Annotated in this window: 13 protein-coding genes; 7 read left to right on the top strand and 6 right to left on the bottom strand. The window is 72.6% G+C overall.

The window, feature by feature from the left end:
- Positions 1-331 precede the first annotated feature (331 nt).
- Both ABEB03_RS16320 and ABEB03_RS16325 read right to left on the bottom strand, forming a co-directional pair.
- Positions 332-1,201: a LysR family transcriptional regulator gene (locus ABEB03_RS16320; protein ID WP_345648576.1), complete on the bottom strand. Its 870-nt coding sequence runs from the start codon at positions 1,199-1,201 to the stop codon at positions 332-334.
- Between the two features lie 184 nt (positions 1,202-1,385).
- Entirely contained in the window at positions 1,386-2,327 is a 942-nt protein-coding gene (locus ABEB03_RS16325) for an AraC family transcriptional regulator (RefSeq protein WP_345648579.1), read from the bottom strand.
- A gap of 245 nt (positions 2,328-2,572) precedes the next feature.
- Between ABEB03_RS16325 and ABEB03_RS16330 the strand changes: the two genes are divergently transcribed.
- The 5 genes from ABEB03_RS16330 (at position 2,573) to ABEB03_RS16350 (ending at position 6,785) form a co-directional block, all read left to right on the top strand.
- The gene (locus ABEB03_RS16330; RefSeq protein ID WP_345648581.1) at positions 2,573-4,006 is read left to right on the top strand and encodes an ATP-binding protein; all 1,434 of its coding nucleotides are present in this window, start codon (positions 2,573-2,575) and stop codon (positions 4,004-4,006) included.
- Positions 4,003-4,416 carry a roadblock/LC7 domain-containing protein gene (locus ABEB03_RS16335; protein ID WP_028800745.1) on the top strand — a complete coding sequence of 138 codons (414 nt, stop codon included), beginning with the start codon at positions 4,003-4,005 and terminating at the stop codon, positions 4,414-4,416. Before ABEB03_RS16330 ends, ABEB03_RS16335 begins: the two co-directional genes overlap by 4 nt.
- Entirely contained in the window at positions 4,413-4,772 is a 360-nt protein-coding gene (locus ABEB03_RS16340) for a DUF742 domain-containing protein (protein ID WP_345648583.1), read from the top strand. The genes ABEB03_RS16335 and ABEB03_RS16340 overlap by 4 nt, the downstream gene beginning before the upstream one ends.
- On the top strand, positions 4,750-5,373 hold the full coding sequence (locus ABEB03_RS16345) for a GTP-binding protein (protein ID WP_345648585.1): 624 nt from the start codon (positions 4,750-4,752) through the stop codon (positions 5,371-5,373). Before ABEB03_RS16340 ends, ABEB03_RS16345 begins: the two co-directional genes overlap by 23 nt.
- Before the next feature lie 113 nt (positions 5,374-5,486).
- On the top strand, positions 5,487-6,785 hold the full coding sequence (locus tag ABEB03_RS16350) for a cytochrome P450 (protein ID WP_345648739.1): 1,299 nt from the start codon (positions 5,487-5,489) through the stop codon (positions 6,783-6,785).
- Here the strand turns inward: ABEB03_RS16350 and ABEB03_RS16355 are convergent, their stop codons facing one another.
- The 3 genes from ABEB03_RS16355 to ABEB03_RS16365 form a co-directional block, all read right to left on the bottom strand.
- The gene (locus tag ABEB03_RS16355; RefSeq protein WP_345648587.1) at positions 6,786-8,030 is read right to left on the bottom strand and encodes a cytochrome P450 family protein; all 1,245 of its coding nucleotides are present in this window, start codon (positions 8,028-8,030) and stop codon (positions 6,786-6,788) included.
- A 207-nt stretch (positions 8,031-8,237) separates the two neighbouring features.
- Positions 8,238-8,636 carry a DUF6114 domain-containing protein gene (locus ABEB03_RS16360; protein WP_345648590.1) on the bottom strand — a complete coding sequence of 133 codons (399 nt, stop codon included), beginning with the start codon at positions 8,634-8,636 and terminating at the stop codon, positions 8,238-8,240.
- Positions 8,636-9,310 carry a DUF6230 family protein gene (locus ABEB03_RS16365; protein ID WP_345648593.1) on the bottom strand — a complete coding sequence of 225 codons (675 nt, stop codon included), beginning with the start codon at positions 9,308-9,310 and terminating at the stop codon, positions 8,636-8,638. Before ABEB03_RS16365 ends, ABEB03_RS16360 begins: the two co-directional genes overlap by 1 nt.
- Positions 9,311-10,207: 897 nt before the next feature.
- Here ABEB03_RS16365 and ABEB03_RS16370 point away from each other — a divergent pair.
- Positions 10,208-10,873, top strand: coding sequence for a Tat pathway signal sequence domain protein (locus tag ABEB03_RS16370; protein ID WP_345648597.1), 666 nt, complete (start codon positions 10,208-10,210; stop codon positions 10,871-10,873).
- A gap of 15 nt (positions 10,874-10,888) precedes the next feature.
- On the opposite strand, the gene ABEB03_RS16375 is transcribed toward ABEB03_RS16370, so the two are convergent.
- Positions 10,889-11,839 carry a lytic polysaccharide monooxygenase auxiliary activity family 9 protein gene (locus tag ABEB03_RS16375; protein WP_345648600.1) on the bottom strand — a complete coding sequence of 317 codons (951 nt, stop codon included), beginning with the start codon at positions 11,837-11,839 and terminating at the stop codon, positions 10,889-10,891.
- Positions 11,840-12,238: 399 nt separating this feature from the next.
- Here ABEB03_RS16375 and ABEB03_RS16380 point away from each other — a divergent pair, with 399 nt between their 5' ends.
- A complete protein-coding gene (locus tag ABEB03_RS16380) occupies positions 12,239-14,077 on the top strand; it encodes a S8 family peptidase (protein ID WP_345648602.1) in 1,839 nt (612 codons plus the stop codon).
- Positions 14,078-14,131 lie beyond the last annotated feature (54 nt).

Below are 14,131 nucleotides of genomic sequence, written 5' to 3' on the forward strand. Positions count from 1 at the left end.
GGCGCGGCGATGATCAGAGATATCGGTTATCTCCGACGGAGATGACGCGCGGGACGGCGGTCCGGGGCGCCGTTCTCGGAGGGCGCCCGGGCGGGCGCCCTCTCGCGGGCCGACCGGACTCAGGACGTCCCGCTCCGGGAGTGGCCGCACCCTGGGCTTGTCCCTCCCGCCGGCGACTGTCCTCAGGACGTCGTGCTCCGGGCCCGCCGTGCGCGGCCGTTCGGCGGGACCGCCCTCAGGTCATTCGGCGGGACCGCCCCCAGGACATTCGGCGTGACCGCGCCCAGGCCGTTCGGCGGGACCGCCCCCAGGACATTCGGAGGGATCGCGCTCAGGACATGTGGTGCAGCAGCGCGGCGACGGCCGGGGGTGCCTCCCCGCGCGGGCGCACCACCATGACCTTCCAGCTGGGCGCGTGCCGGTCGAAGCGGTGTGTGGCGAGGTCCGGGAACCGTGCCGCGATCGACGCCGGCATGATGCAGACACCCAGGTCGTTGCGGACGAGTTCGGACGCGGCGACGATGTCGTTGACCTCGAAGGTCGTCTCGCGCTCGACACCGGCGGCACGGAGCGCCCGGTCCACGCAGAGCCGGATCGCCCAGCCGGGCGTGAAGTCCACGAGCGGCAGCCGGGCGGCCTCGGCGAGCGTCACCGTGCCGTCGGGGCCCTCCCCGGCGAGCGCCCGCCCGGGTGCCGACACCAGGACCATCTCCTCGCGCGAGAGCAGCCGAGTCACCAGACCGCGCTGCTGCTGCCGGTCGAGCGCGACGACGGCCAGGTCCACCGAGCCCTCGCGCAGTGCCTGCCGGATGTCGGTGACGGCGGCCTGCCGCAGCCGGACCACCACGCCCGGATGTTCCGCGCGCAGAGCGGCCAGTGGGCGGTGCAGTTCGGCCCATACGCCCTGCATGGTGCCGACGGTGATCCTGCCCCGCAGCTGTCCCTGGACCGCGTCGACCGCCGCCCGCGCCTGCTCGGCGGCCCGCAGCGCGGCGCGTGCCGCCGGGACGAAGGCCTCGCCCGCCGCGGTCAGCGACACCCGGTGCGTGGTCCGGTCGAACAGCTGGGTGCCGAGTTCACGCTCCAGCGCCCGCACCGTGCCGGACACGGCGGACTGCACCACGTGCAGGCGCTGCGCCGCCGCGGTGAAGCCGCCCTCCTCGGCCACCGCGACGGCGACCTCCATCTGCCGCAGGTCCATGTACGCTCCGCTCCCGGTCCCGAAGCCGCGCCCCATCTCCGCCGGAGATGGACTTGTGCATCGATTGTCGCAGGCCCTGATCGCCTTCCGGCCGTCCACCGGCCGTCCACCGGTCGTCCGCGGGCCGGTCGCCGGACCGGAGGCCCGCTCGCCGGATCACCGTCCGGGCGGGCCCGACGGGGGCTCAGGAGCGCCGGCCGCCGTTGCGCATCTCCCGGGGGCTCAGCCCGTAGCGCTGCCGGAACGCGGTGCTCAGGGCGCTCGCGGAGGAGAAGCCCGAGGCGTACGCGAGGTCGGTGATCGTCAGGTGTTCGCAGTCGCCGCACTGGAGGCGCTCGCGGACGAGCCGGAGCCGCTCCTCGCGGATCAGGTCGCGGGGAGTGGTGCCCGCCCGTTGCAGGGCCAGCTGGATCTGGCGCAGTGACCAGCCGAGCGCGCGGGCCATGGAGGTACCCGTGAGGGCCGGGTCGGCCGCGTGGTCGCGGACGTAGCGGCGGACCATGGTCTCCACGTCGGACAACTGCCCGGTCGCGTCGGGGCGGTCGTCGCCCGTGGCGAGCATGCACAGCAACTCGACGATGCGGTCGGAGACGGCGTCGAACTGGGCGTCGGTGAGGACGTCGCGCTCGGCGTGCAGGTCGTTCAGCATGGAGCCGACGACCCGGCCGAGCCCCCTGGTCAGGTCGAGGCCGGTGGCCAGCGGGGACTTGCGGTTGAGGGGGCCGTCCACCTCGCGGGCGGGGATGGTGAGGATGTACGCCTGGGTGGTCGCGTCCTGGAGGCAGTCGAAGGGGGAGTCGAAGGAGACGAGTGTGCCGGTCCCCGGGGTGAGCCGTGCCTCCTGACCGTCCTGCCGCAGGACGATCCCGCCGGTGAGCGGGAGGAGTAACCGGTAGTCCCCGTCGGGGTCCTCGCGGACCTGGCGCGCGGTCCTGCTGTACTCGATCTCGTCGGACCGGAACCTGACGAGCTGGTACTTCTCGGTCCGCTGCCGGACGGTCTCGCCGCCGAAGTCGTCGGGGCGGGCGTACGTGAAGCCCATCCGGGACTGGTACGACCCGATGTGCTCGCTCCAGAAATCGGCCCGCTCACGCGGTGTCACCCCATGGGTCGACTGCGATTCCACGAGGTAGCTCCCCGCTGGCAACGGCACCTCAACTCCCGTGCTTTTGGCGGTAGTTACTCGGCGTCAGCCTACTGCACACGCCCCGTGCGCATGACAGCAACTTCCTTGCGCGCCGGGGCAAGAGCGGGCGCCGCCGCGCGGCTACCGTCGTGCGCCGCGTCAACTCGCGCCCCACCCACCACCCTTCCAACTCCTATGACTGCCACCCGTTCAACTCAGCTATGCATGCGGAGACTTGAGGATCCATGACCGAACGCCTACCGGAGGCAGCGTTCTGGTGCCTGGCCGTCGGCCTGCTCGCCGTCACCGTCCTGCTGCTCCGCCAGCGCGGCATCACCGCCCGGCAGCGCCGGCGGACCACCGAACTCGCGGACGGACTGCGGGCCCGCGAAGAGGAACTGCGTCATCTGGCCGCGGTCCGCCTCCCGGCCCTGGAGGACGCCCCGCACCAGGCGGGCCCCGCCGCCGGACTGCTGGACGCCCGGCTGGCCGACACGGACTTCGCCAAGAGCCTCGACAGCGTCGTCGAGCGGTTCTCCGGCGCCGTGGAGCACGCGCAGTCCCGCGCCGACCAGTCCGCCAAGGCCGCCCTCAAGGCGTCGATGCGCTCGATCCAGGCCCTCGCCAACGAGCAGCAGGTGTCCATCTCGGAGATGCAGGACCGGCACGACCACCCCGACGTGCTGCGCGACCTGCTCGAGATCGACCACACCAACGCCCAGTTCGGCCGCCGCGCGCAGGCCATCGCCGTCCTGTGCGGTTCCTGGCCCGGGCGGCAGCGCTCCACCTCCCCGCTGATCGAGGTCGTCCGCGGTGCGACCTCCCGCATCCGCGACTACCGGCGCGTGCGGATCAACGGGCAGGCGGACATCGCCGTCGAGAGCCGTGCGGTGGAGCCCGTCGTCCTCGCGGTCGCCGAACTGCTCGACAACGCGGCACGCCACTCCCAGCCCAACACGACGGTCGAGGTCAACGTCCAGACGGTGCACAACGGTGCCTGCGTGGTCATCGACGACGCCGGCGTCGGCATGGACGGGCAGGCCACCGAGCACGCCGCCGCGCTGCTGACCGGCCGGCACGCCGTGGACGTCACCCGCCTCGACGACCCGCCCCAGTTCGGCTTCGCCGTCATCGGCGTGCTCGCCGCCCGGTACGGATTCAGCGTCTCGGTGGACACCCGGTCGCCGTACGGCGGTGTCCGCGCCGTGCTCTTCGTGCCCGCGGCGCTGCTGACCCACATGGACCCCACGACGGTGGCGGCACCGCCGGCCGCGCCGACCCGCGGGTCGTCCCGGCCCGCAGCAACCGGCACGTCGCCGGATCCCGCCCCGGCCGCCCCTGCTCCCGCGCAGGCCGGACCCGCCACCCCGACCGAGGCGGCGTCCGCCGCCACCCCTGCCCGTACGACAGCCCGTACGGCCGAGACCGCGGAGGCCACCACGGCCGGAGGACTGCCCAAGCGGCGCCGCCGCACCCCTCAGGCGCCGGTGACCGCGACCGCCGGGGAGCCGCCCGCGGCCCCGGCCGAGGAGGTCGGCGGCCGGACCGCCGAGGAGAACGCGCGACGCATGGGCGCCTTCGCCCGGGGCACCCGCTTCGGCCGGTCCGCCCACGACACGTCCGCCGCCGAGGCCTCCCACCAAGCCCCCCACGAGAACGAAGGGAACACACAGGGATGATCGCCCCCATGACCAACGAGCTGGGGTGGATGCTCGACGAGGTCCTCAAGGTGCCGGAGGCGCGTCACGCGATCCTGCTGTCCGCCGACGGCATGCTCCGGGCGCACTCCGCGGACATCGGCCGGGACGACGCCGAACGGCTGGCCGCCGGCCTGTCGGGGGTGCAGTCGATCAGCCGCAGCACGGCCGAGTTCTGCGGCAGCCCGCACACCCCGTGGCGGCAGACCCTGATCGAGTTCGCCCACGGCTACGTCTTCCTCGTCGCCGCGGGGGAGGGAGCCTATCTCGCGGTGTCCACCACCGAGAACGTCGACATGGAAGCGGTCACCTACCGCATGCACAAGCTGGTCGACCGGCTCGGCAAGGAGCTGACCAGCCCGGCCCGGCAGGACACCGGCAGTCCGGCATGACACCCCGCCGCCGTCCCGGGGAGCGGCTCGTGCGGTCCTACGTCGTCACGGACGGCCGCTCCCACCCGTCCCGCAACACCCTCGACCTCGTCACGCTGCTGATCGCCGCCGACGATCTGCCCCTGACGGGACTGAGTCCCGAGAAGCGGCGGCTGATGGAGCTGTGCCGGCCCGGAGCGCTGTCGGTCGCCGAGGTGGCCGGACATCTGGAGCTGCCGGTCAGCGTCACCAAGGTGCTGATCGCCGACCTGATCGACAGCGGTCACATCGTCACCCGCGCGCCGATCCCGTCGGCCCGCCCCTCCGACACCCGCATCCTCCAGGAGGTGCTCGATGGGCTCCGCGCCCGCCTCTGACGACGTCCGCCCCCGGTCGGGCGGCATGCATCTGCCGGCGACCGTGCAGACCGCGGTCAAGCTGCTGATCGTGGGTCACTTCGCCGTCGGCAAGACCACCTTCGTCGGCGCCCTGTCCGAGATACGGCCGCTGCGCACCGAGGAGGTCATGACCCAGGCCGGCGCGCTCGTCGACGACCTGGCCGGGACCCGCGACAAGACGACCACCACGGTCGCCCTCGACTTCGGCCGCCTCACCCTCAACGACGCCTTGGTCCTCTACCTGTTCGGGACGCCCGGGCAGCAGCGCTTCACCGAGCTGTGGCAGGACATGACGCGCGGTGCGCTCGGCGCGCTCGTCCTCGCCGACACCCGGCGCCTGGACCAGTCCTTCGAAGTCATGGGTGTGCTGGAGGAGTTGGGGCTGCCCTACGCGGTGGCCCTGAACGAGTTCGACGACGCGCCCGAACACGGCCTGGACGAGGTGCGCGAGGCCCTCGACCTGCTGCCCTCGACCCCGCTCGTGCGCTGCGACGCCCGCGACCGGGTCTCCTCCACCGAGGCGCTGATCGCCCTCGTCGAGTACCTGCTCACCCGCACCGGCGAACTGGAGCACGCGTGACCGCCGTACCACCGGAGTCCGTACCACCGCAGACCGTGCCGGAGGACGCCCCGGCGCCGCGGCCCGCACCGTCGCAGTCCGTGCCGCCGCCCGGCTGCCCGGCCCACGAACCCATGTACGGACCGGAGTTCGCGGCCGATCCGGGCGCCGTGTACCGCAGGCTCCGGGAGAACGGACCGACCGCCCCCGTCGAACTGGCACCCGGCGTCCGGGCCACCCTCGTCACCGGGTACGAGGCCGCCCTGCACGTCCTGCGCAGCCCGGAGACCTTCTCCAAGGACCCCCGCCGCTGGCGCGACCTGGCCGACGGAACCGTCCCGATGGACAGCCCCGTCGTGCCGATGATGATGTACCGGCCGAACGCGCTGTTCACCGACGGTGAGGAGCACCGCCGGCTGCGCGGAGCGATCACGGACAGCCTGGCCCTGGTGGAGCCGAACACGCTGCGCGGATACGTGGAGCGCAGCGCCGACACGCTCATCGACCGGTTCGCCCCGCTCGGCACGGCGGATCTGCTCGGCGAGTACGCCCAGGTCCTGCCGCTGCTGGTGTTCAACCACCTCTTCGGCTGCCCCGCCGACTACGGGGTCCGGCTGGTCGAGGGCATGTCCGGGATCTTCGACGGGGTGGACGCCGAGAAGGCGAACGAACTGCTGAGCACCACCCTGCTCGACCTCGTCACGCTGAAGCGGGCGAAGCCCGGGCAGGACATGACGTCCTGGCTGATGGCTCACCCGGCCGCGCTCACCGACGAGGAGATGATCCACACCCTCGTCGTCCTGATGGGCGCCGGCACCGAGCCGCAGCAGAACCTCATCGCGAACAGTCTGCGGCTGCTGCTGTCCGACGACCGGTTCGCGGGCGACCTGTCCGGCGGGAGCCTCCCGGTGGAGGACGCCCTCGACGAGGTGCTGTGGTCCGACCCGCCGATGGCCAACTACGCCGTTCACTATCCCGTGCACGACGTCGTCTACGAGGGTGCGTCGCTGCGCGCCGGTGATCCGCTGGTGGTGAGTTTCGCCGCGGCCAACACGGACCCGGCGCTGACGAGCGATCAGCGGGCGGGCAACCGCGCCCACCTGGCGTGGAGCGCGGGCCCGCACAACTGCCCGGCCCAGAGTCCGGCGCGGCTGATCGCGGCGGTCGGCGTCGAGAAACTCCTCGACCGTCTCCCCGATGTCGAACTCACGGTCCCAGCCGACGAGTTGGTCTGGCGGCCTGGCCCCTTCCACCGTGCTCTCGCCGCACTGCCCGTCCGCTTCCCGCCCACGGCGGCGTCCGCGGCGCCGGACGCCGAGCCGCAGTCGCACCCCGGCGCCCTTCCGCTGCCGGTGGCCCCGCCGCCCGCCGTCGTGCCCGAGCCGCCGAAGAGCGGCTGGGCACGCCTGCTGGCCTGGTGGCGCGGGGAGTGATCAGGAGATCCGTACGGGGAGGGACCGGTGGCCGTTGGAGATGAAGGACTCCACCGGCCGCAGTTCCTCCCCGGGAACGGCGAGGCACAGGTCCGGGAAGCGGGCGAAGAGCGCCGGGAGCGCGACCCGGGCCTCCATGCGGCCGAGCGGGGCACCGAGGCAGTGGTGCACCCCGTAGCCGAAGGCGAGGTGCTCCTTGTCGGCGCGGGTGACGTCGAAGCGGTCGGCGTCCTTCCCGTGGCGTTCGGGGTCGCGTCCGGCGGCGGCGTACGCGGCGAGGATGGCCTCGCCCTTGCCGATCACCAGACCGTCCGGGCCGCCGAACTCACTCATCGGCAGGTCGTCCACCGCGTAGCGCAGCGGCAGACTGGCGACCGGCGCGTCCACACGCAGCGTCTCCTCGACCACGTCGTCCCAGGAGGCCCGCCCCTCACGCACGGCGGCGAGCTCACCGGGGTGGGTGAGCAGGGCGTGCACGGCGTTGTCGATGAGGTTCACCGTCGTCTCGTGCCCCGCACTGATCATCAGCACCAGGGTGTCCAGCAGTTCCTGCTCGCTGAGCCGGGTGCCGTCGTCCTCGTCGCGTGCCGCGATCAGCCCGGTGGTCAGATCGTCACCCGGTGACTCGCGCTTGGAGGCGACGAGTTCGGCCAGGACGCCGTACAACCGCTCGTAGGCGGCGGTCATCTCGCCCGGGTCGGCGGAGGTGTCGAAGATGCGGTCCACCAGTTGCCGCAGCTCGGGCCCGCGCTCCTCGGGCAGCCCGAACAGCTCGCTGATCACCTGGATGGGAAGCGGGTAGCAGAACTCCTCGCGCAGGTCGACGACCTGGGAGTCGCGGCCGGCCTCCGCGATCCGGTCCAGCAGCTGCGCGGTGATCTCCTCGATCCGCGGCTGGAGCGCGGCCGTACGGCGCGCGGTGAACGCCTTGGAGACCAGGATGCGCAGACGTTTGTGCTCGCCGCCGTACGCGGTGAACATGTTCTGCACGGCGACCCAGGTGAACAGAGGCCAGTCCGGGGTGATCTCCCCGCGGGCGAACCGGGGCCAGTGCTGCCGGGCGTCCTTGGACACCCGCGGGTCGGTGAGCAGCTGCTTCAGCAGATCCGGGCTGCTCACCGCCCAGGCCTCCACACCACCGGGGAGCGCCACCAGGGTGACAGGTCCGCCGTCCCGGACACGAGCGGCTTCCGAGTGAATGTCGCGGCCGGTCGCGTCTATCACTAAGGGGCTTGGATTTCCCACGGGGAGCCTCCCTGGCATTCGAACGTCATGACGGCAGGTCACGCTACGCGGGGGTACGGTTCCGCAGCGAGAGCGCCCGTCGCCCGGTGCGTACGCGGGCAATTTCCGTGCGCGTACCGACAAGTCGACCCGGCGCCGGGTCGACCTGTCGGGCTGCCCGGGCCTTGCCGGACCGCGGCGGGTCCCGACGTCGCACGGGCTCGGGGATCACGCGTGGCTGCGTCGCAGCAGGCGGCGACGGCGGGGCTCCTGGTCCGGGAGCCAGCCGAAGGCGAGACAGCTGCCGACGGCTCCGAGGAGGAGGCCGACGAGGAAGCCGCCCAGGTTGGAGGTGAGCCAGGTGCCGAGGGAGAGCAGGATGCCGACCAGCGAGTAGAAGAGGCGCTGGGCGGGGTTGAAGAGGATCAGCAGTCCGCACAGCACCATCAGGGTGGGCAGCAGGTAACCCGCGAGTCCCTGCATGCCGATGTGCAGGACGACCTTCAGGGACGCCTTCTCGGTGAGCAGGATCTCCGCTCCGGCCAGGGTGAGCAGCAGACCGCCCCAGAAGGGGCGGTGCGCTCGCCACCGGCGGAATGCCGACCGCGGGTTCCGGGGCGACGTCATCAGCAACCCTGGTCGCTGAAGCGGAGCTTGAGGCCGGGGAGCTTGAACACGGCGGCGGTGGTCGCGTAGTTGGTCTGCCGCAGGTTCGCGATGTGCACGGTGTCGGCCTGCTGGCTGAAGACGCCCTTGTTGCCCTGGACACCGGCCTTGCTGAGCGTGCTGGCGTCGTTGCCGATCTCGATGTTGTCGAAGGCCGCGTCGCCCGACAGCTCGGTGGAGTCGGTGGTGAGGTTGGTCGCCTGCACCTTGTCCGCACCGCTGCCCGCGGTGATGAGCAGGTTCGTGCCGCCCAGGTCGACGCTCTGGCACAGCTTGGTGAGTGTCGCGTTCTTGATAGCGGAGGTCACGACGAGGACCTGGCCGCCGGTGTCGCCGGCGTTGGGACTGTCCTCCGCCATGTTGTCGAGGTTGCCGAACTGCTCGAAGCCGGTGCCGTTCAGCTCGGTGGCGGTGACCGTGAACGGCATGCCGGAGATGGCGAACTGGACGCCGAGGGCGCCCTGCGCGGTGAGGATCATCAGTCCCGCGGCGACCGCGGTGGCAGGCACCGCCATCACCGCGGCGCGGCGCAGGCGGACCCGCCCGCGTCTGTCCGGGCCCTCGGCCGCGGAACCGCTTTCCGGGCTCTCGGGGGTGGAATCGTGGGACGCCGAGGCGTCCGAGGACGAGGCCATGTCTGCTCCCTGTGCACGTTCGATGCGGGTACGGGTTCAGTGGCGCGTTGTCCTGGCGCGGACAGCGGCTGCGGCGCACGCCCTCGTGCCTCCCGGTGGGCGCAAGGGCTTTCTCGTTACGCAGCAGTAGCCGCCGAGGAAGTTACCGGGGGTTACATTCATGGGTCAAGGCGCTTGTGGGAAAAGCGTGGCGGTTGTGCCCTGCCTGTGAACGGAGACCGGCCAAAAGGTCGCCTTCACGCTCAACTTCCGTACTGTGCCTTGACGTTGAGCGTTCACCAGGTCTACAACTCTGCCTTGATTCCCACGGACCCGTGGCGCCGGGTCCGTCGCGTGACGCGTGAGTCGCCTCCCGGACGCCGTCCTTCCACGGGCGGCGGTGACACCTCCGGACGCGCCGCGCCCCTCGTCCACTGCACCCCCCACCCCTGGCACCGGCACGGTCGCCTTCCCCTGAGCCGTGCCGGCGCCCGGCTGTCGCTGCCGGTCCGTGACGTACGGAGAAGGCGTCACGGACCGGCGGCGGATTCCCGCGCGCGGGCGACGAGCACGTTCGCGTCGCCCGCGCACCCAAGCCGCTCCACCCGCTCGCGTCGTCCCGCAGTTCCGCGGCGCCGCGTACCTGCGCGTCGTCCACACCCCCGAGTCGCCCCACCCGCTCGCATCGCACGCACCTGCGCGTCGCCCGCACACCGCAGCCAAGCCGCTCCACCCGCTCGCGTCGTCCCGTACGTCCGTGTCGCCCCGCACCCGCGCGTCGTCCGCACCTCCGCGCCACCTCCTTGTCGCCCCGCGCTGCCGCGCCGTCGGCGCGTCGGCGCGACGCCGCACCCCGTACCCCCGCGCCTCGTGCGCGGTCAGGCACCCACACCCCCCATCAGGAGAAGAGGCACCCCCATGCGCACTCGATCCCTCCTCGCCGTCGCCGGCGTCGTCGCCGCCCTCTCGGTCTCGGCGACCGTCCCCTCGTCCGCGGCCGACACCCCGGTGCTCACCACCGGCAGCGCGGGCGGAACCCCGGTCGCCGTCGGTGACGTCCTCAACGCGTCCCTGGCGAGCGGCACCGCGGCCACGCTCTACTCCAGCAGCACCGGCACGAGCGGGGTCTCCTGCTCCTCGTCGACCTTCACCGCCGCCGTCACCGACAACCCGGCGGCCCCCGGCACCGCGACCGAGTCGCTCACCGGGCACACCTTCGACAGCGCGAGCTGCACCAGCAACGTCGTCGGGGTGCTCGGCGTCACCGGCATCACGGTCGACAACCTGCCCTACAGCACCACCGTCTCCTCGGACGGCACCGTCGCCGTGGCGCCCGCCGCCGGTTCCAGCATCCAGACCACGGTCAAGCTGCGCACCCTGCTCGGCACCGTGACCTGTGTCTACCGGGCGGCGGGCCTGTCCGGTACGGCGAGCAACACCGACAACAGCATCGCCTTCACCAACCAGCAGTTCACCAAGTTCTCCGGCTCGTCCCTGTGCTTCGCCAGCGGCTGGTTCACCGCCAAGTACGCACCCGTGTCGGACACCAGCCAGGAGGGCGGTCCGACGGTCTACGTCAACTGACGTCCCGCCGCTCGCTCAACGGCGGCGCCGCAGCGTGACGGCGACGCCCGCGGTGAGCAGCAGTGCCGCGGCTCCCCCGGCGGCCAGAGGGAGCGCGGCACTGTGGTCCGACGTGCTGTCGGCCGCGGGCTGGAGGTGATCCGGACCGGCCGCGCCGGCCGGTGACGTGGTCACCAGGGTCGGTGAACCGGACGCCGGCGCCGGCGAGGCGGCCGTCCGCGACGGAGCGGGCGACTGTTTCGCCGGCGCGCCGGTCCGCCCGCTCTTGTGCGTGCTCGCGCCGCCCGCGCCGCCGGCGGGCTTCTCCGCGGGCGCCGGTGTCGCGCGGCCGCCGGTCAACACCACGTCCGAGCACGAGTAGTAGGTGTCCGTCGTGCTGGAGTTCTGCCAGATCGTGTACAGCATGTGCCGCCCGGTTCGGTCGGACGGCAGCTTCGCCTTGATGCGGTACGCGCCGTCGACCAGAGCCGGGTCGGTCGCGGTGGCGAACGGCCTCTCGGGCAGGTCGGACCACTTCAGCGGCCGCGACGGGTCGTAGCCCGGCTTCGAGAGGTACAGCTTGAACGTCCCGGTGTGCGGGATCGTCGAGCTGTAGCTGAGGGTGAGGCTCGCGCCGGGGGTCAGACGGGTCGACGGCCAGTCGGTGCGGGCGAGGTCGAGGCCCTTGTAGGCGGGCAGGCCGCCACTGCACAGCTTCCCGTCGGGGATCACCTGCCGGTCCCGGCCGCCGACACCCGCCACCCGGAGGTTGTCCCAGGCGGTGAAGGGCGCCCCGTTCGCGGCGATCGCGGCCTTGCACGCCGCGGTCCGCGTCATGCTCCCACCCTCGGGGGAGCAGGCGACCACCCGGCTGACCGGGGACGTCGGCGCGCCGTGCGCCTGGGCGGGCCCCGCGGCCCAGGTGGTGAGGAGCAGTGGAGCCGTCACGGCGACAGCGGCCGCGACGGCGGTGCGGTGGGCGGTCATCCGGGGGTCTCCTCGATACGTCGGCGAAGCGGTCCGGCCACCGTGCGGGGCGTGCGGAGGGCACTCCTCACCCGGGGCACCGTGAAGTACGGGACCGCGGAGCCGTGCGTTCAGCGGTGCGAGGGGCGCGAAACGTACCCTTCCCGGCCAACGGCCCTGGATCGAGGGTCGATTACCGGTCACATCGAGGGTTTCCCCTGTATCCCCCTCACCTTCCGCTTGCCTATCGTTCGGGCACAGCCGCCCCACAGGAAACCCCTCGCCGGGGCGCTCGCGCATGGCCGGCCACCGCGCCGCTCTTCCGGATCCGCACCCCCCGCCGCTTCGACGACGAAGCGAATCGACCGCTGCTCCGCGGCACCCCACGCCCCTCCGGAGCCGGCCACGAAAGGCAAGCCCTTGCGTCCCTCCCCCTCACCCGACGCCTCCCGCGAGGCGCCCCGCGGCACCGGCCGGAAACTGGTGTCCGTCGCCGCGATATCCGCGGCGCTGCTGGCCGTGACGACGAGCACGGTCGCCGCCGCCCAGACCCCCGACGCGCGGTCCACCACCGTCGCGGCCGAGGCCACGCCCCCCGCACCGGCCGCCGCTCCGGCCGAGCGCCTGATCGTCGGATACAAGTCCGCTGCCGCGGAGGCGACTTCGGACAAGGCCGCGGACGCCGACGCCGCGGCGAAGGGCAGGAAGGCGGGGGAGGACCTGGACTTCCGGCGCCGCCTGGGCACCGGGGCGGCCCTCGTGGACCTCGGCGCCGAGCCGACGAAGGCGGACGTCGCCGACGCCATCGCCCAGTACCGGGCCGACCCGCAGGTCGCGTACGTCGTGCCGGACCGCCTCAACAAGCCCCAGGCCGACCCGAACGACACCGAGTACGCCAAGCAGTGGGACCTCTTCGAGGCCACCGCGGGCATGCGGGTCCCCGGCGCCTGGACCACGTCCACCGGCAGCGGTGTGACCGTCGCCGTCATCGACACCGGCTACGTCGCCCACTCCGACGTCGCCGCGAACATCGTCGGCGGCTACGACTTCATCTCCGACCCGGCGGTGTCCGTCGACGGCGACGGCCGCGACAGCAACCCGGCCGACCCGGGCGACTGGTACGCGACCGACGAATGCGGTGCGGGCACCGGCTCCAGCGGCTCCTCCTGGCACGGCACGCACGTCGCGGGCACCATCGCCGCCGTCACCGGCAACGGCAAGGGCATCGCGGGGATCGCCTACCACGCGAAGATCTCCCCGCTGCGCGTGCTCGGCAAGTGCGGCGGCTACGACTCCGACATCATCGACGCCATCACCTGGGCCTCCGGCGGCACGGTGTCCGGCGTCCCGGCCAACAGCAACGTCGCCAAGGTCGTCAACATGAGTCTGGGCGGCCCGGGTGCCTGCACCTCCGCCACCCAGAGCGCCATCAACGCCGCGGTGAACCGCGGGACCACCGTCGTCGTGGCCGCGGGCAACGACAACGACAACGCCTCCCAGTACTCCCCGGCGAGCTGCAGCAACGTCATCACGGTCGCCGCCACCGGCCGCACCGGCTCCCGCGCCTCGTACTCCAACTACGGCTCCGTCGTGGACATCGCGGCCCCGGGCGGCGAGATGAGCACCGGCACCGCCAACGGCATCCTGTCGACGCTCAACTCCGGCACGAAGACGCCGTCCACGGAGTCGTACGCGTACTACCAGGGCACCAGCATGGCCACCCCGCACATCGTCGGCCTGGTCGCGCTCATGAAGTCGGCCGCCCCGGCCCTCACCCCGGCGCAGATCGAGACGGCCGTCAAGGCCAACGCGCGTGCCCTGCCCGGCACCTGCTCGGGCGGCTGCGGCGCCGGTCTCGCGGACGCGGCCAGGACCGTCCAGGCCGTGGCCGCCGGCGGCGGCTCGACCGGCGGCACCACCTTCACGAGCGCCGGCTCCGTGGCGATCCCGGACGCGGGCTCCGCCGTCGAGTCGCCGATCACCGTCGGCGGGCGCGGCGGCAACGCGCCCGCCGCCCTCAAGGTGGGCGTGGACATCACCCACACCTACCGCGGCGACCTGGTGATCGACCTCGTCGCCCCGGACGGCTCGACGTACCGGCTGAAGTCCTCCAGCAGCTCGGACTCCGCGGACGACGTCAGCGCGACGTACACCGTCGACGCCTCAAGCGAGGCCGCCGACGGCACCTGGAAACTCCGCGTCCAGGACGTGGCCGCCCAGGACACCGGCACGATCAACAGCTGGAAGCTGACCTTCTGACCCAGGTCACGCTGCTGATCTCCACGGGGGGAGGGGCCGGCCGACGCGCTCGCG

Origin of the sequence: Streptomyces siamensis (assembly GCF_039543605.1) — a bacterium.
Lineage (GTDB): Bacteria > Actinomycetota > Actinomycetes > Streptomycetales > Streptomycetaceae > Streptomyces > Streptomyces siamensis.

What these genes read in the sequence shown, in the direction of transcription:
- ABEB03_RS16340 (WP_345648583.1), top strand. Translation starts at nt 4,413, where the DNA reads ATGACACCCCGCCGCCGTCCCGGGGAGCGGCTCGTGCGGTCCTACGTC.
- ABEB03_RS16320 (WP_345648576.1), bottom strand. Translation starts at nt 1,201, where the DNA reads ATGGACCTGCGGCAGATGGAGGTCGCCGTCGCGGTGGCCGAGGAGGGC.
- ABEB03_RS16335 (WP_028800745.1), top strand. Translation starts at nt 4,003, where the DNA reads ATGATCGCCCCCATGACCAACGAGCTGGGGTGGATGCTCGACGAGGTC.
- ABEB03_RS16360 (WP_345648590.1), bottom strand. Translation starts at nt 8,636, where the DNA reads ATGACGTCGCCCCGGAACCCGCGGTCGGCATTCCGCCGGTGGCGAGCG.
- ABEB03_RS16350 (WP_345648739.1), top strand. Translation starts at nt 5,487, where the DNA reads ATGTACGGACCGGAGTTCGCGGCCGATCCGGGCGCCGTGTACCGCAGG.
- ABEB03_RS16370 (WP_345648597.1), top strand. Translation starts at nt 10,208, where the DNA reads ATGCGCACTCGATCCCTCCTCGCCGTCGCCGGCGTCGTCGCCGCCCTC.
- ABEB03_RS16365 (WP_345648593.1), bottom strand. Translation starts at nt 9,310, where the DNA reads ATGGCCTCGTCCTCGGACGCCTCGGCGTCCCACGATTCCACCCCCGAG.
- ABEB03_RS16330 (WP_345648581.1), top strand. Translation starts at nt 2,573, where the DNA reads ATGACCGAACGCCTACCGGAGGCAGCGTTCTGGTGCCTGGCCGTCGGC.
- ABEB03_RS16345 (WP_345648585.1), top strand. Translation starts at nt 4,750, where the DNA reads ATGGGCTCCGCGCCCGCCTCTGACGACGTCCGCCCCCGGTCGGGCGGC.
- ABEB03_RS16375 (WP_345648600.1), bottom strand. Translation starts at nt 11,839, where the DNA reads ATGACCGCCCACCGCACCGCCGTCGCGGCCGCTGTCGCCGTGACGGCT.